23 protein-coding genes, 1 tRNA gene and 4 pseudogenes are annotated in these 22,549 nt (G+C 70.2%); 14 read left to right on the top strand and 14 right to left on the bottom strand.

What is annotated here, in order from left to right:
* Positions 1-171: 171 nt before the first annotated feature.
* A complete protein-coding gene (locus ACIPYQ_RS08925; RefSeq protein WP_401247752.1) occupies positions 172-381 on the bottom strand; it encodes a hypothetical protein in 210 nt (69 codons plus the stop codon).
* A 738-nt stretch (positions 382-1,119) separates the two neighbouring features.
* Positions 1,120-1,383, bottom strand: a pseudogene (locus ACIPYQ_RS08930) (5'-nucleotidase); the annotation flags it as partial.
* 230 nt (positions 1,384-1,613) lie between these two features.
* On the opposite strand from ACIPYQ_RS08930, the gene ACIPYQ_RS08935 reads away from it, so the two are divergent.
* Entirely contained in the window at positions 1,614-2,093 is a 480-nt protein-coding gene (locus ACIPYQ_RS08935; protein WP_401247755.1) for a hypothetical protein, read from the top strand.
* Positions 2,094-2,196: 103 nt separating this feature from the next.
* Positions 2,197-2,729: pseudogene (locus ACIPYQ_RS08940) on the top strand (IS5 family transposase); the annotation flags it as partial.
* Between the two features lie 362 nt (positions 2,730-3,091).
* Here the strand turns inward: ACIPYQ_RS08940 and ACIPYQ_RS08945 are convergent.
* The 4 genes from ACIPYQ_RS08945 to ACIPYQ_RS08960 all read right to left on the bottom strand — a co-directional run bounded on the left by ACIPYQ_RS08945 (position 3,092) and on the right by ACIPYQ_RS08960 (position 6,537).
* Positions 3,092-4,330, bottom strand: coding sequence for an IS30 family transposase (locus ACIPYQ_RS08945; RefSeq protein ID WP_401247758.1), 1,239 nt, complete (start codon positions 4,328-4,330; stop codon positions 3,092-3,094).
* A gap of 65 nt (positions 4,331-4,395) precedes the next feature.
* Positions 4,396-5,391 (bottom strand): thioredoxin-disulfide reductase, encoded by a 996-nt coding sequence (gene trxB, locus ACIPYQ_RS08950; protein WP_401247761.1) that lies wholly within the window; start codon positions 5,389-5,391, stop codon positions 4,396-4,398.
* A 10-nt stretch (positions 5,392-5,401) separates the two neighbouring features.
* Complete coding sequence (locus ACIPYQ_RS08955; RefSeq protein ID WP_401247764.1) at positions 5,402-5,851, bottom strand: arsenate reductase ArsC; 450 nt, start codon at positions 5,849-5,851, stop codon at positions 5,402-5,404.
* 47 nt (positions 5,852-5,898) lie between these two features.
* Positions 5,899-6,537, bottom strand: a complete 639-nt coding sequence (locus ACIPYQ_RS08960; protein ID WP_401247767.1) for a low molecular weight phosphatase family protein — start codon at positions 6,535-6,537, stop codon at positions 5,899-5,901.
* A 76-nt stretch (positions 6,538-6,613) separates the two neighbouring features.
* Between ACIPYQ_RS08960 and ACIPYQ_RS08965 the strand changes: the two genes are divergently transcribed.
* From ACIPYQ_RS08965 to ACIPYQ_RS08985, 5 genes are all read left to right on the top strand, one after another.
* Positions 6,614-6,928 (top strand): ArsR/SmtB family transcription factor, encoded by a 315-nt coding sequence (locus ACIPYQ_RS08965; protein WP_401247770.1) that lies wholly within the window; start codon positions 6,614-6,616, stop codon positions 6,926-6,928.
* 40 nt (positions 6,929-6,968) lie between these two features.
* A complete protein-coding gene (locus ACIPYQ_RS08970) occupies positions 6,969-7,745 on the top strand; it encodes an aquaporin (RefSeq protein WP_401247773.1) in 777 nt (258 codons plus the stop codon).
* Positions 7,742-8,806, top strand: coding sequence for an ArsO family NAD(P)H-dependent flavin-containing monooxygenase (locus ACIPYQ_RS08975; protein WP_401247776.1), 1,065 nt, complete (start codon positions 7,742-7,744; stop codon positions 8,804-8,806). Before ACIPYQ_RS08970 ends, ACIPYQ_RS08975 begins: the two co-directional genes overlap by 4 nt.
* Positions 8,807-8,918: 112 nt before the next feature.
* Positions 8,919-9,221 (top strand): organomercurial lyase, encoded by a 303-nt coding sequence (gene merB / locus ACIPYQ_RS08980; protein ID WP_401247778.1) that lies wholly within the window; start codon positions 8,919-8,921, stop codon positions 9,219-9,221.
* Between the two features lie 95 nt (positions 9,222-9,316).
* The gene (locus ACIPYQ_RS08985; RefSeq protein ID WP_401247781.1) at positions 9,317-9,856 is read left to right on the top strand and encodes a DinB family protein; all 540 of its coding nucleotides are present in this window, start codon (positions 9,317-9,319) and stop codon (positions 9,854-9,856) included.
* 23 nt (positions 9,857-9,879) lie between these two features.
* Here the strand turns inward: ACIPYQ_RS08985 and ACIPYQ_RS08990 are convergent, their stop codons facing one another.
* From ACIPYQ_RS08990 to ACIPYQ_RS09005, 4 genes and pseudogenes are all read right to left on the bottom strand, one after another.
* On the bottom strand, positions 9,880-10,377 hold the full coding sequence (locus ACIPYQ_RS08990) for a GNAT family N-acetyltransferase (protein ID WP_401247784.1): 498 nt from the start codon (positions 10,375-10,377) through the stop codon (positions 9,880-9,882).
* The gene (locus ACIPYQ_RS08995) at positions 10,374-10,742 is read right to left on the bottom strand and encodes a helix-turn-helix transcriptional regulator (protein WP_030724816.1); all 369 of its coding nucleotides are present in this window, start codon (positions 10,740-10,742) and stop codon (positions 10,374-10,376) included. Before ACIPYQ_RS08995 ends, ACIPYQ_RS08990 begins: the two co-directional genes overlap by 4 nt.
* Positions 10,743-10,766: 24 nt before the next feature.
* Positions 10,767-11,081 (bottom strand): hypothetical protein, encoded by a 315-nt coding sequence (locus tag ACIPYQ_RS09000; protein WP_401247787.1) that lies wholly within the window; start codon positions 11,079-11,081, stop codon positions 10,767-10,769.
* A gap of 80 nt (positions 11,082-11,161) precedes the next feature.
* Positions 11,162-11,788, bottom strand: a pseudogene (locus ACIPYQ_RS09005) (NAD(P)-binding domain-containing protein); the annotation flags it as partial.
* Positions 11,789-11,945: 157 nt separating this feature from the next.
* Here ACIPYQ_RS09005 and ACIPYQ_RS09010 point away from each other — a divergent pair.
* The 4 genes from ACIPYQ_RS09010 (at position 11,946) to ACIPYQ_RS09025 (ending at position 15,682) form a co-directional block, all read left to right on the top strand.
* Complete coding sequence (locus ACIPYQ_RS09010) at positions 11,946-12,155, top strand: hypothetical protein (RefSeq protein WP_401247790.1); 210 nt, start codon at positions 11,946-11,948, stop codon at positions 12,153-12,155.
* A gap of 54 nt (positions 12,156-12,209) precedes the next feature.
* On the top strand, positions 12,210-13,580 hold the full coding sequence (locus ACIPYQ_RS09015; RefSeq protein ID WP_401247792.1) for an NAD(P)-binding domain-containing protein: 1,371 nt from the start codon (positions 12,210-12,212) through the stop codon (positions 13,578-13,580).
* 1 nt (position 13,581) lies between these two features.
* Positions 13,582-14,862 (top strand): MFS transporter, encoded by a 1,281-nt coding sequence (locus ACIPYQ_RS09020; RefSeq protein ID WP_401247794.1) that lies wholly within the window; start codon positions 13,582-13,584, stop codon positions 14,860-14,862.
* Between the two features lie 118 nt (positions 14,863-14,980).
* The gene (locus ACIPYQ_RS09025) at positions 14,981-15,682 is read left to right on the top strand and encodes a restriction endonuclease (protein ID WP_401247796.1); all 702 of its coding nucleotides are present in this window, start codon (positions 14,981-14,983) and stop codon (positions 15,680-15,682) included.
* A gap of 132 nt (positions 15,683-15,814) precedes the next feature.
* Here the strand turns inward: ACIPYQ_RS09025 and ACIPYQ_RS09030 are convergent.
* Positions 15,815-15,888 (bottom strand) — tRNA-Met (locus tag ACIPYQ_RS09030).
* Positions 15,889-16,058: 170 nt separating this feature from the next.
* Between ACIPYQ_RS09030 and ACIPYQ_RS09035 the strand changes: the two genes are divergently transcribed.
* The 3 genes from ACIPYQ_RS09035 to ACIPYQ_RS09045 all read left to right on the top strand — a co-directional run bounded on the left by ACIPYQ_RS09035 (position 16,059) and on the right by ACIPYQ_RS09045 (position 17,136).
* Positions 16,059-16,265, top strand: coding sequence for an SDR family oxidoreductase (locus tag ACIPYQ_RS09035; protein ID WP_401247799.1), 207 nt, complete (start codon positions 16,059-16,061; stop codon positions 16,263-16,265).
* Between the two features lie 30 nt (positions 16,266-16,295).
* Positions 16,296-16,733: an NUDIX domain-containing protein gene (locus tag ACIPYQ_RS09040; RefSeq protein WP_401247803.1), complete on the top strand. Its 438-nt coding sequence runs from the start codon at positions 16,296-16,298 to the stop codon at positions 16,731-16,733.
* A gap of 253 nt (positions 16,734-16,986) precedes the next feature.
* On the top strand, positions 16,987-17,136 hold the full coding sequence (locus tag ACIPYQ_RS09045) for a hypothetical protein (protein ID WP_401247806.1): 150 nt from the start codon (positions 16,987-16,989) through the stop codon (positions 17,134-17,136).
* A gap of 48 nt (positions 17,137-17,184) precedes the next feature.
* Here the strand turns inward: ACIPYQ_RS09045 and ACIPYQ_RS09050 are convergent, their stop codons facing one another.
* The 3 genes and pseudogenes from ACIPYQ_RS09050 to ACIPYQ_RS09060 form a co-directional block, all read right to left on the bottom strand.
* Entirely contained in the window at positions 17,185-17,628 is a 444-nt protein-coding gene (locus ACIPYQ_RS09050) for an NUDIX domain-containing protein (RefSeq protein WP_401247809.1), read from the bottom strand.
* Between the two features lie 122 nt (positions 17,629-17,750).
* Positions 17,751-18,251: pseudogene (locus tag ACIPYQ_RS09055) on the bottom strand (phosphotransferase); the annotation flags it as partial.
* A gap of 289 nt (positions 18,252-18,540) precedes the next feature.
* Positions 18,541-22,281 (bottom strand): AAA domain-containing protein, encoded by a 3,741-nt coding sequence (locus tag ACIPYQ_RS09060; RefSeq protein ID WP_401247812.1) that lies wholly within the window; start codon positions 22,279-22,281, stop codon positions 18,541-18,543.
* Positions 22,282-22,549 lie beyond the last annotated feature (268 nt).

Raw genomic sequence — 22,549 nt, forward strand, 5'->3', positions numbered from 1 at the left:
CCGGTCCGGCAACAACGGCTCGATGCGTGCCCACTGGGCGTCAGTCAACGACACACATCAACCAACGATCCGATGATCTGAAGGAAACGGCCTAGAAGCCACACCCGGCACCCCCGGGCGGCCCAACCATACGAAGGGCTCGACCATCCCGTCCCAGGAACGTAAGGCTGACTAGCTGCTCAGGAACGGGTGACGGGGATTCAGGTTCATTAGTTCGGCCGTTGTCTGGTTGGCGTAGTGCTGTACGCAGTCAGAGTCCTCGATGTCAGGAATGCAGCATTTTTCACATGGGGTCTTCATCCGCTGGCCGCCCAAAAGTTCGGACTGAACAGCGAAGGCGACGAGCTGTTTGAAGGCGGACAGCCTGGATGACAGCAGCACGGGCACTCTCCACTGGGCGTCGCAGTTCCAGCCACACATCCTCTCCAGTCTGGCCACTGCGGATAGCCCAATCGACGCACCATAGCGTCTCATCAAGTGCAGAGGCCGCGTCCACGACTGGTTTGGTGCACACAAACGAAACCTCGGTTAGTGCCTGGTTCCACGAAGCCCAGGTCAGGTCAGGGCTCTCAGGATGGCGCGTACGCGCCATTGAGTCGTATAGCAAGGAAAATTCATCCATCAGGCGCCGGCAGGCCGCCAACTGCGTTTGGCGCGTCCACTGAAGATCTCCAGTTCGGGCAGTTAGCCAAGCTCCGAGCAGGACGCCGACAAGCGCGAAGCCGCTACTTAGAGGGGTGTCTCACCTCGCAAGTTTCGCGAGCGTCTTGTAGCAGGTCAGGGCAGCAGCCAGGCCGAGGAGGCGAGGAAGTGTGAGCCCTTTCGTTCGTGCCGGATGGTCAAGCAGCGGAGCTGAAGAGCCAAGCGATCGACCGCTCGATCTTCCAGCGGCGCCAGCCGAGGCGTTCGCCGGAGTCGAGGCCTGTCCGCGCGATGTGCGCGACGAGCCCACGCTCGCGCAGTCAGGCCAGGTGTTCGGCGGAAAAGTGCGCCTTATCCGCGCGGAGTTTGACGGAGCGGCGTCTCCGTGGCCCCCGGCGGGACCGGATGGCGGGGATGCCGAGGATAAGCGGCTTGAGGGCGAGGCTGTCGTGCATGTTCGCCCTGGATACGGCGACGGTGAGTGGGACGCCCTGGACAGCTGATGGGCAGGTCCTGCGCTTCGATCGAACGCATGACCCGTAGGTCGGTGGCCGGGTCGTTTCGCGAGAGGATGATGACCTCAGCCAGCGAATCGGATGGATCCGCGAGGTCGTTCAACGACAGCAGGCGCCGGACGAAGGGGAAGGCAACTCCCTTGGTCAACACATCTTCCACGTGAGCCTCTTGGTAAGCCCGGTAGGCATCCTCTCCCAGCCCTCGAAACACTGCGTCGCAATCGGTGTGGTTGCGTCAGTGACAACTGACTCCAGAGGTAGGTCAGTTCTGACTCCGTCCAGGAGGCTCAGGGAAGTTCTGAATGTGAGAAGTGACTGCACCTCGGACACGTGAGCGGCCAATATTTCGGCCGTTCCGCATGGTGGTTGACCTCTCGACCGGTGGATCAAACCGGTCCGAGCTGTGGCGGTAGGGCTCGCGACGCCCCGTCTTGGCGAGCGTGAAACCATGCGGCCATGCCCCTCCCGCACCCCAATGGCCACTACGCGATCACCGCGATGTACTCCGTAGCCGATGACGCCTGGTACTTGGAACTGGAGCTTGCCGCCGAGCAACTCCACCTCGTGACCGCAGTCGTCCCCGACGAGGATCCTGCACGAGAACCGACGGTGTGGTTCGACCCTCGCGGGCGTCACCTGGAAGTCCCCTATGAAGTCCTGAGCTGGTTCATGGACCAGGTCGACGAACAGATCCGTTCGTCTCGTGCCTGGATGCAACTACGGCCCGAGCTCGTCGAGGCAATTTACCGACTGCGCCAGGAGTACATGGGCTTCATTGACGATGAAGACTTCCCTCAGGTCCTGGCTGAGATACGCGCCACACTTCCGGAAGCGGATCTCCCCGCCGTTCTTTCGGCCGCCTTCGGGCTGAATCCAGACGGCACGACCGTGAATCCTCCGCAAGCGCCTGCAGATAACGAAGCAAACAGGACTTAGTCCCGTGAACTGGACAGACGTCAGCTCGTGCCCGCCGGGGCTGCTTCGGCGCGGGCCCGTGTAACGGCTAGGCCATTCAGATCATCGGATCGTTGGTTGATGTGTGTCGTTGACTGACGCCCAGTGGGCACGCATCGAGCCGTTGTTGCCGGACCGGACGCCGAAGCGGGGCGGGCGGTGGCGGGATCACCGGCAGGTGATCGACGCGATCGCGTTCAAGTACCGGACGGGGATCCCGTGGATGGACCTGCCCGAGCGCTTCGGGTCGTGGAAGGGTGCCCATAACCGGCTGCGGATGTGGGCGGCCGACGGTACCTGGGCGAAGGTCTTCACCACCCTGCTCGCCCAGGCCGACGCCGAGGGAGATCTGGACTGGGTCGTCGCGGTCGATTCCACGATCGTTCGTGCCCACCAGCATGCCGCCGGGGCCCGTCAAAAGGGGCCCCGGCCGGTGAGCCGGCCGACCATGCCCTCGGACGGTCCCGCGGCGGGCTGACCACGAAGATCCACCTCGCTGCCGACGGCCGCTGCCGCCCCTTGGCATTCGTCATCACGCCGGGCCAAGCCGGTGACGCACCCGCGTTCGCCCAGGTCATGGACCGCTTACGGGTGCCCAGGTCGACCGGGCGGCCCAGGGGGTGAGTTGGAGCGAGATGCCGAGTGGCTTGATGGGTAGGGGCCGGAGTTCTGGTTTGCGGCGGAGAGGGGCCTGGCCCTTCTCCCGCTTGGCCTTGTCGTCCGCGGTCGCAGCTTTCGCAACGCTGCCCGCGAGTTCCGATGTCGAGTGAACGGCCACGTTCCACGGCTGCGCGAGATCCCTCAGCACGTCTGCTCGCTTCAAGCTGCTTTCCCCCTACGTTCGTACGGGTGTTACAGGCCAACGTCGCAAGCTACGTGGGGGAGTAGGGGCGCATAAAGGGCGTAAGCGCGCACATCACCGACGTGGGCCCCCACCGTTGGGCGAATTCGAGGGGTCGTTGCAACACGGTGTGAGTTGATCAAGCTGCGATCAGCTTAGCGAGACGCTCGGCTGGGGTTTCCCAGCCGAGCGTTTTGCGTGGGCGGCTGTTGAGTTCGGCGGCGACGGCGTCCAGGTGCTCGGAGGTGTGAGTGGCGAGGTCGGTGCCCTTGGGGAAGTACTGCCGCAGTAGGCCGTTGGTGTTCTCGTTCGAACCGCGCTGCCAGGGGCTGGCCGGATCACAGAAGAAGACCGGGATGTCGGTGGCCAGAGTGAACGCGCGGTGAGCAGCCATTTCCCTGCCCTGGTCCCAGGTCAGGGATCGCCAGACGTGTCGAGGCATGGCCGCGACTGTCTGGGTGAGTGCGGTGCGTGTGGCGCCCGCGTTGTGGCCAGCGGGCAGGGGCACCAGCATTACGTAGCGGCTCGACCGTTCGACCAGGGTGGCGATGGCAGACCTGCCGTCCTTCCCAATGATCAGGTCGCCTTCCCAGTGGCCAGGGACGGCCCGATCGCCCACCTCGGCGGGCCGTTCGCTGATCAGCACCATGTCCTTGATCCCTTGGGACCGGCGCTTGTTGGAGTGTCGGTGAGGGCGCCGCCGAGCGCGTCCTGTCCGCAGTGCGCGGGTGAGCTCGCGACGGAGCTCTCCGCGGCCTTGAACGTAAAGGGCCTGGTAGACGGTCTCGTGGGTCACATGCATCTCCGGACAGTCGGGGAAGCGGATCCGGAGAACGTGACAGATCTGCTCGGGGCTCCAGCGCAGGGCGAGGTGGTGCTGGATGAAGTCCCGCAGCTCGGGGTTCTGGCCGATCTTGCCGGGCTTGGGCCGGGGCCTGCGGGCCACAGCCCGGCGGTGGGCGGCGTGCGGCCGGTAGTACCAACCGCCGTTCGGTAGGACGGTGCGATTGCGGCGGACTTCCCGGCTGATTGTGGACGGGCTGCGGCCCAGCTCCGCGGCTATCCGCCGGATCGTGGCCTTCTCCCGCAGCCGGTCGGCGATGTGGATGCGATCGGTCTCGTTCAGATACCGCGACGGAGCCGGCGGCTCAGGCTCCGGCAGCGGCGCCACCGAGTTGATCGGTGGCGCCGCCTTGTTCCTGCCGGAGGCGTTGCGGCCGTTGCGCCATCGCTTGCCCGTGCGCTTGTTGATGCCCACGAGGCGGGCCGCTTCGAGGTAGCCGATTCCTTGATCCACAAGGCGGAAGTATTGCTCCCGCTCGGTAGTCAGCCGGCGTGGCCCCTGCGGCTTACTTCTGTCCCGGATCTCGAAGTCCATCGCATCCCCTGAGCTGGGGTGTTGCGACGACCACTAGAACGGAAGGTTGGGTGGGGGCCGACCGGTCAGGCGTTGACCTGCGCCATGTCGACGTCGGCGCTGCTGTCGCTCAGGGCGGCGAGGTAGCGCTCGGCGTCGAGGGCCGCTGCGCAGCCGGAGCCGGCCGCGGTGATGGCCTGGCGGTAGGTGTGGTCGACGACGTCGCCGGCGGCGAAGACGCCCGGGATGTTCGTGCGGGTCGAGGGTGAGGCGACCTTGATGTAGCCCTCGTCGTCGAGGTCGACCTGGCCGGTGAACAGTTCGGTGCGCGGGTCGTGTCCGATGGCGATGAACAGGCCGGTGACGTCGAGGTCGCGGAGCTTGCTGGTGAAGGTGTCGCGCAGGACGACACCGGAGAGCATGCCGTTGGTGTCCTTGATCTCGGCGATTTCGCTGTCGAAGGCGAAGGAGATCTTGTCGTCGGTGAAGGCCCGGTTCTGCATGACCTTGGAGGCGCGCAGGGTGGAGCGGCGGTGGACGATGGTGACCGAGCGGGCGAAGCGGGTGAGGAAGGTGGCCTCTTCCATGGCGGTGTCGCCGCCGCCGACCACGACGATGTCGCGGTCGCGGAAGAAGAACCCGTCGCAGGTGGCGCACCAGGACACCCCGCGGCCGGAGAGCTCGTCCTCCTTGGGCAGGCCCAGCTTGCGGTAGCCGGAGCCGGTCGCGATGATCACGGACTTCGCGCGGTGGACGGTGCCCTCGGAGTCGGTGACTTCCTTGATGGCGCCGGTGAGGTTCGCGGAGACGATGTCGTCGTCGATCATCTCGGCGCCGAACTTCTCGGCCTGGGCCCGCATGTTGACCATGAGGTCCGGGCCGTCGATCCCGTCTGGGAAGCCGGGGAAGTTCTCCACCTCGGTGGTCGTGGTGAGGGAGCCGCCGACGAAGATGGAGCTGCCGAAGAGCAGGGGCTTGAGCTGCGCGCGGGCGGTGTAGAGGGCGGCGGTGTATCCGGCGGGGCCGGAGCCTATGACGATGACGTCGCGGACGTCGTCCGCCGTTGTGGTCGTCTCGGTCACGTCAGGTGCCTCAGGCCTTCGACTTGGCGTCGATCTCGGCGATCAGGCCCTCGATGAGGCCCTTGATCTCGTCACGGATGGGGCGGACGGCCTCGACGCCCTGCCCGGCCGGGTCCTCGAGCTGCCAGTCGAGGTAGGTCTTGCCGGGGAAGTACGGGCAGGCGTCCCCGCAGCCCATCGTGATGATGTAGTCCGACGCCTGGGCGGCCTCGGGGGTGAGGACCTTCGGCTTCTGGTCGGAGATGTCGATGCCCAGCTCGGCCATGGCGGCGACGGCGGAGGGGTTGATCTGCTCGCCGGGCATGGAGCCGGCGGAGCGGACCTCGACGCGGTCGCCGGCGAGGTGGCGCAGGAACCCGGCCGCCATCTGGGAGCGGCCCGCGTTGTGGATGCAGACGAACAGGACGGAGGCGGCTGGGGGTACCTCCCAGCCGCCAGGCTGGGGGAGAGCGGAGGACATCTGTTCTTCCTTGGGGTGAGGCGACTGCGATGGGGATGCGGGGGCTTTTAGGGGGCGAGCTGGGTGAGGAGCTCGTTGATGTGGGCGTCGATGGCGTCGATGGCGTCGCGGATGTCGCGGACGACTGCGATCGGCGCTCCGTCGGGGTCGGCCACGGGCCAGTCGAGGTAGCGGCGGCCGGGCATGACGGGGCAGGCGTCGCCGCAGCCCATCGTGATCACGATGTCGGCGGCCTGGACGACCTCTTCGGTGAGCGGCTTGGAGTAGGCGTCGGCCAGGTCCATGCCGGCCTCGGTGATGGCCTGGGCGATGTGCGGCGCCACCTCGCCTGCGGGGTGGGTGCCCGCGGAGGAGACGGTGACCCGCTCGCCCGCGCGGTGGGCGAGGAGGGCGGCGGCCATCTGGGAGCGGCCGGCGTTCTGGCCGCACACGAACAGCACCCGAGCCGGTCCGCTCGTCAGCCCCTGGGTGTGGGCGAGGGCGTCGAGGCGTTCGGCGGTGAGCCGTTCCGCCAGCACGACCAGGTGCGTACGGATCCGTGCCCGCTCGGCGAGGCGCGTGTAGGAGTCGGCGAGCAGGCCCAACACGGTTTCCGGCGCGAAGTGGCCGGCGTATCGGGTGGCGAGACGGGCGGCCCCGGCGGCCAGGCGTTCGTCCGGCAAGAGGGGCGAGGAAGGCGTGGGCATGGCGATCCTGTTCAAAGGAGCCAATCGGATCAGCTCGGACTGATGTCAGCCCCAACTGATGTGACAATATCAGTCCATGATGACGTCAGTCGACACTGATTTGATCCGGGTTCTGGCCGACCCGCTCAGGCTCCAGATCGTGACCCTGCTCGCCCGCGAGACCCTCTGCACCACCCACCTCGTGGAGGAGACGGGCGCGAAGCAGACGAACCTCTCCAACCACATGAAGGTGCTGCGGGAGGCGGGGGTCGTGGATACCGAGCCATGCGGGAGGTACGTCTACTACCGCCTCCGCCCGGAAGTCATCGAAGCCCTCGCCGGTCAGTTCGCCGACCTCGCCACGACCGCGCGAGCCACCGCCGAAGCGAACCTCAAGCGGTCCTGCCCATAGCCTTCCGCGCTTTGCCTCACCTGCCCGAGGAGAACCAGCCTTGACCGCGATCAAGCCCGTCGGCACCCCGATACCTGCCGACGTGCCCCAGCCCGCCCCCGGCGCGACCCCGCCCCGCACCCCGCTGATCGCCCGCGCCGCCGCCGAGCTGGTCGGCACCGCGGCCCTCGTCGCGGTCGTCGTCGGCTCCGGCATCCAGGCCACGAAACTCACCCAGGACGTGGCCCTGCAGCTGCTGGCCAACTCCACCGCCACGGTCTTCGGCCTCGGCGTCCTCATCGCGCTCCTCGGCCCGGTCTCCGGCGCCCACTTCAACCCGGTGGTCACCCTGGCCGAATGGTGGACCGCCCGCCGCGGCGGCGCCGGAGTCACCGCCCGCGAGCTCGCCGTGTACGTGCCCTCGCAGATCGCCGGTGCGATCGCGGGCGCGATCCTGGCGGACGCGATGTTCGGTGAGCCGCTGGTCAAGTGGTCCACTCACGACCGCTCCGCCGGCAACCTGCTGCTGGGCGAGGTCGTGGCGACCGCCGGTCTGATCCTGCTCATCTTCGGCCTGGCCCGCACCGACCGCCTCCGCTTCGCACCCGTCGCCGTCGCCTCGTACATCGGCGCCGCCTACTGGTTCACCTCCTCCACCTCCTTCGCCAACCCGGCCGTCACCATCGGCCGCGCCTTCACCGACACCTTCGCGGGCATCGCCCCGGCCTCGGTGCCCGGCTTCATCGGCATGCAGCTCGTCGGCGCCGTGGTGGGCCTGGCGCTCGTGGCCGTCATCTTCATGCGCGGCAAGACGGACAACGGAACGCCTGCGGCATGACGCAGCGCACGGACGTGGTGGTGATCGGCGGCGGCCAGTCCGGGCTCGCCGCCGGATACCACCTGCGCCGCCTGGGCATCGAGCACGTCATCCTCGACGCCCAGGCGGCGCCCGGGGGAGCCTGGCAGCACACCTGGAACTCCCTGCGCCTGTTCTCCCCGGCCCAGTACTCTTCCCTGCCCGGGCGGCTCATGCCGTCTCAGCCGGGCGAGCTCTACCCAGACGCCGGGCACGTGGTCGACTACCTCGCGGATTACGAGAAGCGGTACGCCCTCCCTGTCCAGCGGGGCACGTGGGTCGACAGCGTGCACCGTGACGGTCCCGTCCTGCGGGTCGAGACGGACTCCGGATCCTGGACCGCGCGTGCGGTCATCAGCGCCACCGGCACCTGGACCCGCCCCTTCCTGCCCGCCGTACCTGGGCGGTGCGAGTACCAGGGACGCCAGCTGCACACCGTCCAGTACCGCAGCCCGTCCGACTTCACCGGGCAGCGGGTGGTCGTCGTGGGCGGCGGCAACTCCGGTGCCCAGATCGCCGCCGACCTCGCCGGTACCAGTACGGCCGAGCTCACGTGGGTCACGCAGCGCCCGCCCCGCTACCTGGCCGACGACATCGACGGCCGAGCCCTCTTCGACCACGCGACCGCCCGCCGCCGCGCCCTGGACGAAGGACGTATCGACGCCGGCGGCGTCGCCTCCCTCGGAGACATCGTCGCCGTCCCGCCAGTCCGCGCCGCCCGTGACGCCGGCCTGCTGACGGCGAAGCCGATGTTCACCCGCCTCACGGCGACCGGGGTCGAGTGGGCCGACGGCACCCGGGCCGAGGCGGACACGGTCATCTGGTGCACCGGCTTCCGCCCCGCCCTCGCGCACTTCGCCTCCCTGCGCCTGCGCGGCACCCGCGGACACATCGCCACCGCGGGCACCCGCGCCGCGGACGAACCGCGCCTGCACCTGCTCGGCTACGGCGACTGGACCGGCCCGGCATCCGCCACCCTCATCGGCGTCGGCCGCCCCGCCCGCGATGCCGCCCGCGAGATCGCCGAGCTCCTTCGACCATGAAGACGGGCTCCCCGGTCAAACGGCCTGGGAGCCGCGCTTGAGGTGAACGCATCGAGACCTACACCATCGGCCAGGCCGCTGACCTGCTGGGCATCAGCATCGTATTTCCGCAATGCTCGGCCAGGACGTGACCGTCTCCTCCACCGACCCCGTCGACGGCCAGCCGGTGACGGTCACCTTCAGCAACGGCGCGGCAATCTGGGAGCCTGCCGCGGCGGTCGTATTCGTCGGGCGTCGCGAAGGTGCAGGCCCGGCCGCCACGGTGTGCTGCGACGCCCTCAACTTCTTCGCCAGCCAGACCTCGGCCGAGCAATGGCAGCTGGCGCACCCCGAGGTGCGCGGTGAGATCGTCGGCCAGGCCCGCGCCACCCAGATCGGGCAGCAGACCTTCGGCCCGCTCCTCCAGGACGGCTGACCATTCGGCCGCATCCGCTTCCGTTACGCCCGGCCTGGAGCGGGCATCATTGCCACCCCGGCAGACTCGTCGAGTGCGGCCCAAAATGGCAGGCCATGATGAACGCGATCGCGATGGACCGGCAGGCCGTGCACGAGGACTATGAGCGTGCCCGCCAGACCTTCCACCGCCTGCTCGACAGTGCCACCGAGGAGGACCTCTCCAGTACCACCCACGGCACCAGGTGGACCAACGAGCAACTGCTGTGGCACATGCTGTTCGGCTACATGGTCGTCCTGCGTCTGCTGCTCCTGGTCCGCGTCTTCGGCCGGCTGCCACGGAGCGCGAGCAGGGTATTCGCCCGAGTGCTGGACGCGGCCACCGTACCGTTCGACTGGGTCAACTACGTCGGCGCGCGCGGGGCGGTGAAGCTCTACGGCCCGCGCCGGATGGGTGCGGCGTTCGACCGGGTCATCGACTCCCTGCACCGCCACCTGATCTCGGAGCCGGACGCCCGGCTCGCCCGGGGCATGCACTACCCCGTCCGCTGGGATCCGTTCTTCAAGGACTTCATGACCCTCGCGGACATCTATCGCTACCCCACCCAGCACTTCGACTTCCACCGTCGCCAACTCACCTTGTACAACGGTGACTGACGCCGGCGGCCGGACCGGCGGCGTCAGACAATCTGTGGACTGCGGCGCTCCAGCAACACGACGTCACGCCACGCCCCGTGGTGGCGGCCGATGCGCTCACGCGTGCCGATGATGCGGAACCCGGCACGTGCGTGGACAGCGAGGCTGGCGGTGTTCTCGGGGAAGATCCCGGACTGGATGGTCCAGATGCCCGCGGTCTCGGTAGAGGCGATGAGTGCATCCAGCAGGGCACGGGCGATGCCGCTGCCGCGCGCGGCGGGGTGGACGTAGACGGAGTGCTCGACCACGCCCGCGTACGCGCACCGGTCCGAGACGGCACTCGCCGCGACCCAGCCCAACACCCGGCCGTCGTCGTCGAGGGCGACGAAACGGTGGCCAGGCAGCTTGGCCTTGTCGAACGCGGCCCAGTCGGGGGCCTGCGTCTCGAAGGTCGCGTTGCCCTCGTCGATTCCCGACTGGTAGATGCCCAGCACCTGCTCGGCGTGCGCGGCAAGCAGCGCCTCGATGCGCACCGCGGTCACGCCGTCTTCGCGGCGCCGGCCAGCAGCGCGCCCATGGCGGCGAGCACGGACGGCTCGACCCGGTAGTAGACCCACGTACCGCGGCGCTCGGAGGACAGCAGGCCGGCCTCCTTGAGCTTCTTCAGGTGGTGGGAGACGGTGGGCTGGGAGACGCCGACGTCGGAGATGTCGCACACGCACGCCTCCCCGCCCTCGTGGGAGGCGACAGCGGAGAACAGGCGCAGCCGCACGGGGTCACCGAGGGCCTTGAACATCTTCGCCGCCACCTCGGCCTCCTCGGCCGACATCGGGCGCTCGTTCAGCGGCGGGCAGCAGGCCGCGACGACGTCGGGCTCCAGCAGCGGCAGAACCTTCACATTCGACATACGTCTATGTTGACATACATCGAACTAAGAGGGCAGGGGGCAGTTGCGGGCCAGGTGGGCGGCCAGGCGGGGGGCCGCCCGGGCGGCATCCCGGCCGACCCCGCGCAGCGTGTTCGAGGACAGGCTGCGCTGCCACTCCAGCCCGACGAACGCCAGGCCCGGATAGGCGGGGGAGGCCCCGCCGCGGTGGCGGGGGAGCCCGGCCGGGTCGAGGGCGCCGTCGAGTCCGGCGAGGTAGGGCCGGTGGGGGCGGGAGCCAGTGGCGAGGATCAGTGCGTCCAGCCGCTCCGTGGTGCCGTCGGCCCAGGTGCCCCGGTTGTCGGTGAGCCGCGTGAACATCGGGCGCCGGTCGGGGAGGCCGGCGGCGAGGGCCGCGCGGTAGCGGCCGTCGTCCAGGACCGGCGAGGCGGGCGGAGTCCTCAGTAGGCGGCCCAGCGCGGCGGTGTCCAGGCCGGTGCGGGTGAGCCAGAAGTGCAGGTCCTTGCCCAGCAGGTGCTGCCGGGCGAACTTCGCCGGCGCCCGCGTGGCCAGCTTGTGCGGCTTTCGCGGGCGAGTTCGGCGGCGATCTGCACCGCGGAGTTCCCCGCCCCGACCACCACCACACGCTGCCCGGCGAACCGGGCCGGGCCGCGGTAGTCGGCCGCGTGCAGGGCCTGGCCGGCGAAGGTCTCCAGGCCCGGCAGGTCGGGGCGGTGCGGGCGGCCGAAGCTGCCCGAGGCGGCGACCACCGCCCGCGCCCCCAGCAGCCCACCGTCCTCCAGCTCGACCGTGAACCCGGCGCCGTCGGCCCGGACCGTGATCACGCGCCTGCGGGTGCGGATGTCGGCCTGTAGGCGGCGGCGTACGCGGTCAGCTAGGCGACGACCTCGTCCCGGTGCGGGTAGCGGTCCGGATCCCCGCCGAACGGCATACCAGGCAGCGCGCTGAACCGAGCCGGGGAGAACAGGGTCAGGCTGTCGTAGTAGCGCGGCCACGACCCCGCCGCTCGGTCCGACGCCTCCAGCGCCACCGGCTTCAGCCCTGCCATGACCAGCGCATGTGTGGTGGCCAGCCCCGACTGCCCGCCCCCGATGACGACGGCTTCCACGTGCTGCACGACACCCCCCCCATAATTAGATGAATGTCTATGTTGACGTCTATCGATACAGATGCCATGCTGATCACGCAAGCCATAGACAAACTTCGAAACACAAGGGAGTCGTCATGAACGAGCCGATCAGCCCCACCAGCCCGAACCGCGCCGCGACGACGGGCTCCTGTTGCGGCCCCACCCCCGCGCAGCCCGCCGCCGAGGTGGCGCCCGCCCAGTCCTCACCCTGCTGCGGCACCAGCGAGGGCGCGGAGGCGGCCGGAGCCTGCTGTGACCCGCAGGCCAAGAGCGAGGCCGTCGCCACCGGCGCAGGCTGCTGCTGACCACCTGAAGTCCACGCCCACCCGCCTGCCTGCACGAAGACCCGGAGACATGCCATGAGCGAGACCACCACCGAGCTGCCCGTCGTCGTCATCGGGGCCGGCCCCGCCGGACTCGCGGCCGCCGCACACCTCCTCGACCGCGACATCACGCCCCTCGTCCTGGAAGCCGGCCCGCTCGCCGGGGCCGCCGTGCGCGAGTGGGCTCACGTACGGCTGTTCTCCCGCTGGGGCGAGCTCGTCGACCCGGCCGCCGAGAAGCTCCTCGCCCCGACCGGCTGGACCAAGCCCGCCGAGGACACCTACCCCTCCGGGGGTGACTGGGCCGAGCGCTACCTCCAGCCGCTGGCCGACGTGCTCGGCGAGCAGGTCCGCTACGGAGCGCGCGTCACCGGCGTCTCCCGCACCGGCCGCGACCGCATCGTCGACGCCGACCGCGACACCCAGCCCTTCGTCGTCCACTACGAGAACGCCGACGGCCACGAGCACCGCCTCTTCGCCCGCGCCGTCATCGACGCCTCCGGCACCTGGTCCACCCCCAGTCCCGCAGGCGGCAGCGGACTCGCCGCCCTCGGCGAGAAGGCAGCCGCCGACCGCATCGCCTACCGGGTCCCGGACTTGAAGGACCCCGCCGCCCGCGCCCGCTACGCCGGGAAGCGCACCGCGGTCATCGGCTCCGGAGCCTCCGCCTTCACCGCCCTCGCCTACCTCGCCGATCTCGCCAAGTCCGACGACGGCCAGGGAACTCACGCCACGTGGATCCTGCGCCGAGGGATCTCCGGCTCCACCTTCGGCGGCGGCGAGGCCGACCAGCTGCCAGCCCGCGGCGCCCTCGGCCTGGCGGCCAAGGCAGCGGTCGACGGCGGTTACGCCGACGCGGTCACCGGTTTCCGCACCGACGCCATCGAGAAGACCGAAAACGGTCGCGTCGCCCTGGTGGGCGAGGACGGCCGTCGCCTGGGCCCGGTGGACGAGGTCATCGTCCTGACCGGCTTCCGCCCCGACCTGTCCTTCCTGGGGGAGCTGCGCCTCGGCCTCGACGAGCGCCTCCAGGCGCCGGTCGAGTTGGCTCCGCTGATCGACCCGAACCAGCACTCCTGCGGCACCGTTTACCCGCACGGCGTAAACGAGTTGTCCCACCCGGAGAAGGACGTCTACCTCGTCGGCATGAAGTCCTACGGCCGCGCCCCCACCTTCCTCGCCATGACCGGCTACGAGCAGGTCCGCTCCATCGCCGCCCACCTCGCAGGCGACCAGGAAGCCGCCGAGCGCGTCGAACTCACCCTCCCCGAGACCGGGGTGTGCGGCGGCGCGGGCCTCTTCGACGAGCCCGCAGCCGCGGAGGAGACCGGTGGCGGGTGTTGCGCGGCCCCGGCCACCCTCACCATCGGCGCCGCTCCCGTTCCCGCTTCCTCCGGCGGCTGCTGAGGTGAGCGACCTTCAAAGCGGTGTGGCCGTGACCGGGACGGGGGTCCGGTCGCGGCCACGCGCCGTCCTGCCCGCCCTCTGCCTCACCCAGATCACCAGCTGGGGCATCGTCTACTACGCCTTCATCGTCCTCAACCCGGCCATCACCGCCGACACCGGCTGGAGCGCGGGCGCAACCACCGCGGCGTTCTCCGCCGCCCTCATCGTCTCCGCCATAGCCGGGATCTACGTCGGCCGCGTCCTGGACCACCGCGGCCCCCGCACCGTCATGACCGCCGGCTCCGTCCTGGGTTCGCTGAGCCTGCTGGTGATAGCCGCGGCCCCCAACCTGGCCGTCTTCTTCGCCGGATGGCTGCTCGCCGGAGCGGCCATGGCCGCCATCCTCTACCAGCCCGCCTTCGCCGCCCTTACCCGCTGGTGGGCCCCCGACCACATCCGCGCACTCACGATCGTCACCCTCGCCGGCGGACTCGCCTCCACCGTCTTCGCCCCCCTGACCGCGATCCTCGCCGACCACATGTCCTGGCGAGCCACCTACGTGGTCCTCGCCGGCATCCTCGCCATCCTGACCGTCCCGGCGCACGCCCTCGCGCTGAAAGCCCCCTGGCCCCCGGCCCCGCCGAGCCCGCCGCACGTCACTGGCGGCCACGAGCAGGTCGTACGCAGCCGGGCGTTCTGGATGCTGGCCGTCACCTTCACCCTCTCCGCGTTCGCGATGTACGCCGTCGTCATCGGCCTCGTCCCCCTCCTCCTCGAACGCGGCTACACCACCACCGAAGCCGCATGGGCCCTCGGCCTCGGCGGCGCCGGCCAGACCCTCGGCCGCACCCTGTACGCGACCCTCGCCCGCCACCTCGGCGTCACCGCCCGCACCGTCACCCTGATCGCCCTCGGCGCCCTCACCACCGCCGCCCTCGCCACCGTGGCCGGCCCGTACGCGCTCCTCGTCGCCGTCTCCGTCCTTGCCGGGGTGATCCGCGGCAACCTCACCCTCCTCCAGGCCACCGCCGTCACCGACCGCTGGGGCACCACCCACTACGGCCGACTCTCCGGACTCCTCGGAGCACCCGCACACGCCGCAGCCGCCCTCGCCCCCTTCGCTGGCGCAGTCCTGGCCGGACCCCTCGGCGGATACCCCGCACTGTTCGCCCTGCTCGCCGCCCTTTCGATCACCGCCGCTGTCACTGCATTCGGGACTCGTCCGGGGACGGCCCGAGCGGCGGATGACCTCCAGGGCTCCTCGGCCTCGGCCTCGGCCGCGAGGACACCGGGTCGTCGTTGAGTTCGTGCCCGGACCCGTTTGGTGGGCAGCCCGCCGGGATCGAGCCATGGCCGACGGGCGCCCTTACTGACACGCGTCGCCTTGCCCAGACTGCTGATCGGAGACGGGGAGGTCCTGGGTGGCGGTACGCAAGAAGCGCCGGTCGGCATCACGCAAGCGCCGGGAGGCTCGGCTCAAGGCGGGCGTATGGGCCGGTGCCATCGTCCTGGCGCTGCTCCTGATGTTCTGGTCGGCCATCTGGCCATACCTGGTCGGACTGTTGCTGCTCGGGGCTGTCGGCGGTGGCGCTTGGTGGCTGTGGAGGAAGGACCGTCTCATCCGGGGCAGTGACCGGCAGTGGCGTCACGAAGACGCGGTCAACGTCGGCCATCGAACGCTTGCCGAAGTGGACCTGATGGACGGCACCCAGTTCGAGGACTTCGTGGCCGACCTCTGCAGGCGGGACGGATGTACGGAAGTCCGCCGCGTCGGCCGCACGGGTGACGACGGCGCCGACGTACGCGGACGTCTGCCCGACGGACGCACCATGGTGATCCAGTGCAAGCGCTACCACCCGAAGCGGAAGATCTCCAACGGAGAGGTCCGCAATCTCCTTGGTTCGCAGGTGCACTTCAAAGCCGAGGTCGCCGTCTTCGTCACCACCACGTACTTCAGCGGCCCCGCCGAACGCTGCGCCGTGCAAAACGGTGTCGTAGCCGTCCACCGTGACCACCTCGGCCTGTGGAAGAACGGAGCGGCGCTCCCGTCGCTCACAGCGGTGAACGGAGCCGGCCAGGGTGACCGCCGACACCGCGCCCTGCGCAAGAACACGTACGAGTAGCGCTGCTTGCGTTCCGCCTGCAAAGCTCGGAAGGCGGGGGGCATGAAGGGCGTAGCGCGTACCGGAGAACGTCGGCGCCGTGTACAGCAGAAGGGCCCGGATCCTGTACGGGATCCGGGCCCTTCTGAGCAGTAGCGGGGACAGGATTTGAACCTGCGACCTCTGGGTTATGAGCCCAGCGAGCTACCGAGCTGCTCCACCCCGCGTCGATGCCTCCACCATACGGCACCTTTGGCCTGGGCTTCGCCAGGTTTTCCTGCCCGACGTGCTGTCGCAAGCGTTCGCGGCTTGCAGGGGCAATCGGGGTGCGGGGCGGGTGGTCCGGAGGGTGGCGATTTCGCAGCGGGCGCGGAGGGCGGACGGGTCGCCGTAGGCGATGTGCAGGGGAACGGGTCCTCCCGGGTCAGTCGTCCTCCCCGCCCAGCACCGCGCGCGTCCGGAGGACCAGATCAAGCGCCAGTGCGTCCCTCGCCGTGGTCGGCCCGAAGACGTCGCGGCCCTGGTGGCGTTCCTCGTGGGCCCCTCCGTGTCGTTCATCACTGGGCAATCCGTCCACGTCGATGGCGGCTGGCTGCTGCACTGAAACCGACACCAAGCAAGGAGAGAGACCGAAATGAAGGAACGAGTCCGCGCCGTCCTCGTCACCGCTGACGACACGATGCTGGTCATCCGCCGGACCAAGCCCGACATCCCCGAGTACTGGGTGCTCCCCGGCGGGGGCGTCGAGCCCAGCGACGAGTCCCGAGAGGCCGCCCTCCACAGGGAGATCCACGAGGAGATCGCGGGGAAGGCCGACATCATCCGTCTCCTCCACACCATGGAGTCCGACGATGAGCGTCAGCTCTTCTACCTCGCCCGCATCGCCACCTGGTCCTTCGACGACCGCACCGGTCCCGAGTTCAGCGCCGAAGGTCGCGGCGAATACGCGCTGGAGGAGATCCCGCTGACCGCGGAGGGGCTCGACGGCATCGACCTCAAGCCCGAGGAGATCGCCCACGTCCTTCGGGGCGCCATCAGCGCCGGCACTCTTCGGGCAGAGGCTGCGAAGTAGCTGTTCGTCCTCGTGGGCTTGCCGTCGGGATCAACGCCGAGGTGCGTCGGCCCCGCCGGCGCCTACGGTGTGCTGCGGCTGCTGGGGTTGGAACGGGCGTGGTTCGTGGGCACGGGCCAGACGGTGGACGTTGGCCAAGGGATCTCACCATGCAGAGGCCGCCTGCGGTGAGTCGGTGGCTCGTCCCGAGTCGCTGTCAGTGGGAACACCTACGCTGGTTGGACGGGGTGCGGGAAGGTGTCTGGGGGACGTCATGCCTGACTGGCTGCTCGCTGCGCTGATTCCGGTCGGTCTCCTGGGAGTGGGTGCGTGCGCCTTCCTGATCTGGGCGGCGCTGGGTACGGAGAGACCGGTGGAACACCACTCGTCGATGCCCAGCAGTTGGGAGGGGCCCGAGGGCTGAGGTCGAGGCCGAACTGAGCCTCTGTCAGCCAGTACCTCCGCGCCCCACTTACAGTGATTGGTCGGACAGACGTCCCAGCAGAGCACCCTGGCCGGACTGGAGAATGTGCGCGGCCTCCAGCGGGATCCAGAAGCACTCGAAGTGAGTCGGCTCCTGCTCGCCGTCGTGGTCCTCCTGGCTCGTCCACCGCTCCGGCGTCGGCTCGGTCAGCTCCAGGTGGAAGACGTGCCGGTGCTGGATCTCGAACCGGTGCGGGCTGATGTCGTACTCGGTCTCACCGAGCTTGCGGACGATCTTGAAGTCCGACAGGCCGGTCTCTTCGCGGGCCTCGCGCAGAGCGGCAGCCTCCGGGGTCTCACCGAGGTGGATGCTGCCCGCGGGCACCTGGATGCCGACCTCCTCGTAGGAGTAGTCGGTGTGGCGGAACACCAGCAGGCGCCCGTCACGCACGACGTAGACGAGGACTTTCTCCTTCGTGGCCTTCTCGGACAAAGCGACAACCTCCACTTGACTCAGGATTCGTGGGCCAGGCCCGGTGGGGGCCGGGACTGTCCATCCCGTGGTCGGTGATCATTTCGACTGTCCGCGGACCCGCGCAGGCGTACGGCTGATCTTCACCCGTCTGGGGTGGACTGAAGCTCGCCCACAAAGCGCTTGGCCTCCCTTCGGGCCGGCACCAGGAGCGGATCTCCCTCGTAGGCGAGGGATCCGACGATTTTCGAGAGAAAGAAGAGCGACATCAGCTTGCCGTCCCGGCTCTCGAAGTCCGCGCGTCGCTCCTGCTGGACGCGGTCCGCGAGCGTCGGGACAGCCAGGGCGTTGCCCCACAGCGTTGCGGCGTCCAAACCCCGGGGCGCCATGCCCCAGTCCTCCCAGTCGATGATGGAGAACTCCGGTCCCATCACGTTGGCCCAGGTCAGGTCTGCATGAGCCGGCGCCCATCGCTCGGTCCTTGTGTCGGCGAGGTCGGGGAAGGCCTCCGCGAGGGTCTGCGTCACCTGCTCCTGCGTGATCGTCACCGTGTCCGGCGTCGCGAGTCGCGGTGTCCGCTGTGCGGCAAGCGCGTCCAGCGAAGCATTCAGTGCCTCCCACCACACACCCGGCAGGCCCGGATCATCGAGTACTGGAGCGCGGCATCGGCCGTCCAGACGTGCCGCTGACAGTGACCGACGCAATCGTGATCACGATGGCAGCCCAGCAGGTCACCGCCCGGCTCCGTACTGAACAGGTGCAGGAGGAACATCTTCTCCACGCCCGAGCTGTGCACCGCACCAGCTGGGCCCAGTATCAGGCTGAGCGGCACCAGCAGGCCAAGGGGTCGACTCTGGCTTGCGCCTTGAGTCGGGCTTGCGGCGTCGTATCGTGACGCCCGTGTAGCCCTCTGCTCTGCCGTTTCGTCGGCGGTTACTCGCCGTCCGGCGGCCAGGTGGCGTGGTCGCGGAGGTGATGGAACTCCGTCAGCTCGGATGCGAGGACGTCGAAGTGCGGCAGCGGGGCCCACAGGTTGCGCTCGCCGATGACGTAGAGGCGGCGTTTGGCGCGGCTCGCGGCGACGTTGAGCAGGTGCGGGGTGCGGGCCGCCCACTCGCGGGCGCCGGGCCGACCGCCGCCGAGCACGAGGACGACGACGTCGGCTTCCTTGCCCTGTGCCCGGTGGACGGTGGCGCAGCGCTCCTCGATCAGTTCGGACGTCCAGCCGTCACGACCGCGGCAGATCTTCTGGCATTCGGCGACGAGGGCCCGGAAGGGGGCGATGACGCGCACGCGCTCGATGGTGACGCCGTGCCGGTGCAAGTGGTCGAGGACGAACTCGAAGGCCCGACGGTCGCGTTCGCCCCACGGGGCCTCGGACGGGCGGCTCGGGTCGTCGGTGTTGAGCCAGCGGCTGGGCAGCAGGCCGTCCCGTTCCGTATCGGGGAACGCCTTGGGTGCGGTGCCGTAGACCATGAGGCCGCCGTAGGCGACCTCGTTGCTGACCGTGAACATCGGCTCTTCGCAGCGGCGGTGCACGCGCAGCGGAGAGCCCACCCAGACGAGCTCGTCGTCGGTGTCCGGGGCCGGCAGGTAGGTGCCGTAGCGGTTGGTCCGGTCAGCGACGGCCTGGGCCGAGGTGGCCGAGGGCAGCCAGTGCTCGTCGACTCCGTAGGCGTTCAGCAGCCGGCGCTGCAGGGCCGTGGGCATGGTGACGACGGGTTCGAGCTGGAGTGGATCGCCGACCAGGACGGCGCGGCGGGCGCGCCACAGCGCACCGGCGGCGGCCTGCGGGGTGGCCTGTCCGGCCTCGTCGACGAGGACCCAGCCGATCGACTCCCGGCCGAGGCGGGCGAACATGCTGCCGATGGAGGAGAACGTGGTCGAGACGACGGGCACCAGGAGGAAGAGGGTCCGCCACGCGTGCTCGACCTCCTCGTCGGGTACGTGCCCGTTGGTGCCGGCCATCAGCTCCATGAGGACCTGGAGGTTGCCGCGGACCTTCTTCGCTGCCCCGGCGGCGAAGGCGCGGTGCAGGTCGAGGGCGCGCATGAACAGGTCGCTGCGCGCGGTGGACCATGCCTCGTCGGACCAGGGCGAGCCGAGCTCCTGGTCGGCTTCGGCGAGGTGCGACCAGCCGAGCGGCAGGGACGGCAGCGTCCGGGCGGCCTCCCGCAGTTCGCGGTGGCAGCCGTCGAGTTCGGCCACGGCGGCCCGCAGGTCGCGGCGGGCCGCGTCTGCGATGTGCCGGGCGTGTCGGAGGGCGGCGGCTGCCACGGCCTCCCGCGCGCTCGCGGCCCGTTCGTGGTCGAGGGCCGCGGTGAGGCCGGCGGCGGCCTCGTCGACGATGGTGCCGGACCGGGTGTGCCGGTCGGCGGCCAGGGACTCGGCGCGTACGGCCGCAGCGACCTGCTCCAGGGAGTCCTCGAGCGCGGTGCGCTGTTGGACGAGCAGGTGCGCGATCTCGGCCTGGGTGTGCTCCTGCTGCCGTTCGGCGGCCTGCCGGTCGGCCGCGCTCTGCAGCAGGCGGCGCAGCCCGCCGCGCAGGCCGCGCTCGACGGCCGGGGGAGCGTCGTGGCGTGCGGTCAGCGCGGTCACGTGCGCGCGATGGTGAGCGGCCAGTTCGCGGGCGGCCGACAGGTCCGCGCGGACGGTGGCCAGCTCCTGGCGGGCCCGCGGTACGTGTTCGGAGGCCGCCCCGTATCCGGCCTCGGCCGCCGCGGTGGCGGTCCGGGCGGCAGCGGTGCCGGCGGCGGCCCGGTCCAGGACCGTCGTGGCGGCGGCGACCTGCTGGTCGGCCCGGGACACGGCGGCTTCCAGGTCCGCGATCCGCTGCCCGGCCGACGGGGACTCGACGGCCGTCAGGGCCCCGGCCAGCCGGGCGCGTCCGGCGCGCAGCCGCTCCACCTCGGCCTGGGCGGTACGGAACGCAGCGACGGCGTCGGTCCACGACGGCACGGGCTGGGCGGGCCCCGCCGCCGCGGCCGCAGCCTGGTCCGCCGGGGTGACGGGACGCCGGCCTCCGGGCGGGGGCTTCGGCGGAAGCCAGTCGCGCAGGATCTCCTGCATGCCGCGCAGCGGCGGCAGTCCCGCAGCGGAGCGAGCCTGGGTCTCCTTCTCGGGCAGCCGGCCCCACCAGAACCGGTTTCCGAACTCCTTGCGGTTGGTTTTGTTGCCGAGCACCGCCGCGACTAGACCCCAGGCCGGCCCGCCGAGGAGCGCGGAGGCGAGGTCGGAGAAGTGGTCGGGGCCGCCGTGCCAGTGCTCGCCGAGCGCGCCCATGCCGGGCAGTTCGGCGGTGATGTTCTCCACGGCGCCGTTGTTGGAGGAGGTGACCACGATCTCGAACCCGGTCAGCCGCGGGTCGAGCCGCGACACGGTGCGGGGGTAGGTGCCCTGGCGGTCCCTGCCCTGCCAGGCCGGACCGGTGAACGCCTTCTCGGGCCGGTCGAACGTGGCCAGCACCGCCGCTCGCTCGACGACCAGTGCGGCGACCAGGTCCCGCAGCATCGTTGTCTTGCCCGTGCCCGGCGGGCCGTTCACGGAGAACATCCCACCCGCGGTTCCCGCTCGGTCGGCGAGCATGCGGTCGACCGCGAACTGCTGGCTCAGCGCGAGCGGGAACCGAGCCGGTGCGGGCCAGCGGCCGGCCGGAACCAGGTCCGGAGCCACCCCTTCCAGGACGACCCCGCGCTCCCGACGCACATCCGTCCGCGCCCCCACGGCGACGGCGTCGAGCTCGGTCAGGTACGCCTCCAGCGCCGGGCCGAACCCGTTCCCGATGGCCGCGGACACCCGGGCCAGATCAGGGGGAAGCAGACTGTTCAAGAACGGCGCGGCGGCGGCGACCTTCGCCTGCGTGTCCCGCGGTCGGTGGACCAGCCTGCTGCGCACCCGGACCACCTGCGGCCGCAGGTGGTCCCGTACCCCGCACAGGTCGGCGATCTGCGCGGTCAGGGCGACCAGATCGGCGAACCCGAGCGCACGGGCACCGGCGCCAGCCCCGTAATCCGCCTCGGTCGACGTGTCAGAACCGTCGGCCGACGACCCCTCGGGGACGCCCCGGGTGCCGTCCGGCCGCCCGGACTGCACCTGCTCCTCGGCGGGGCGGCGGGCGGCGACCCAGTCCGCGGCGCGGCGCACCAGGGGTTCCGCCGCACCCTGCAGGGCGGCGCCGGCGACCTCGCCGAACAGGGCCCCGACCGCGCCGACGGCAGCGCCGCCCAGGATCTCGGCGAGCAGCCGCTGCCAGCTCCCGCCGCCGGCCCCGGCCGGAGCTCCCGGCCCAGCCGCGGAGCCGGGCCACCGCTCGTACGCCGTTCCGGCGGTCGGGGCGGTGGGGCCGTAAGGGATCGCGGTGGCCGTAAGCTCGTCGATCGCCGTGCCGAACGCGTCGTCGAGTTCCTCGAACCCGTCCAGCCACCCCGGTGCGGACGGCCCGGGATCGAACAGGCGGCCGGTCGCCCAGGCGCACGCAGAGATCACGGACGTGTCTTCGAGCGGTCGGCCCTCGTCGTCCAGGACCAGCGCGAACATCGCGCTCTGGCCCGACAGCACCAGCTCGGTCTGAGGCACGCCGGGGTCGGGATCGGTCCCCGAGGGCAGTACGGAGATCATTGCCTGGCGGAGCAGCTCCAGATCGAAGACCCCGCAGTAGACCTCGTGCCGCCACATACGTCCGTACGGTGCCCGCCGTGCCCCCGTCTCCGGATGGTCCGGAGCCCACGGCAGGAGCGGTGGTACCCGGCCCGGCTCCGGAGTCAGGTCAACTACGCACTCGTCCCTCGGCCCGGAGCGCGCGGCGGGGCGCCGGCGAGGCAGTGCCGGGATGGTTGGCGGACTGAACAGTTCGATCGCGCGCCAGCACTCCAGCAGGGCCTTCCGTCGACGGTCCTGCGCGTGTCCGCTCCGCACCCACTGCCCCCGTGTCGCACGCGCGGCA

The organism is Streptomyces sp. NPDC090045 (assembly GCF_044747975.1).
Classification (GTDB): domain Bacteria; phylum Actinomycetota; class Actinomycetes; order Streptomycetales; family Streptomycetaceae; genus Streptomyces.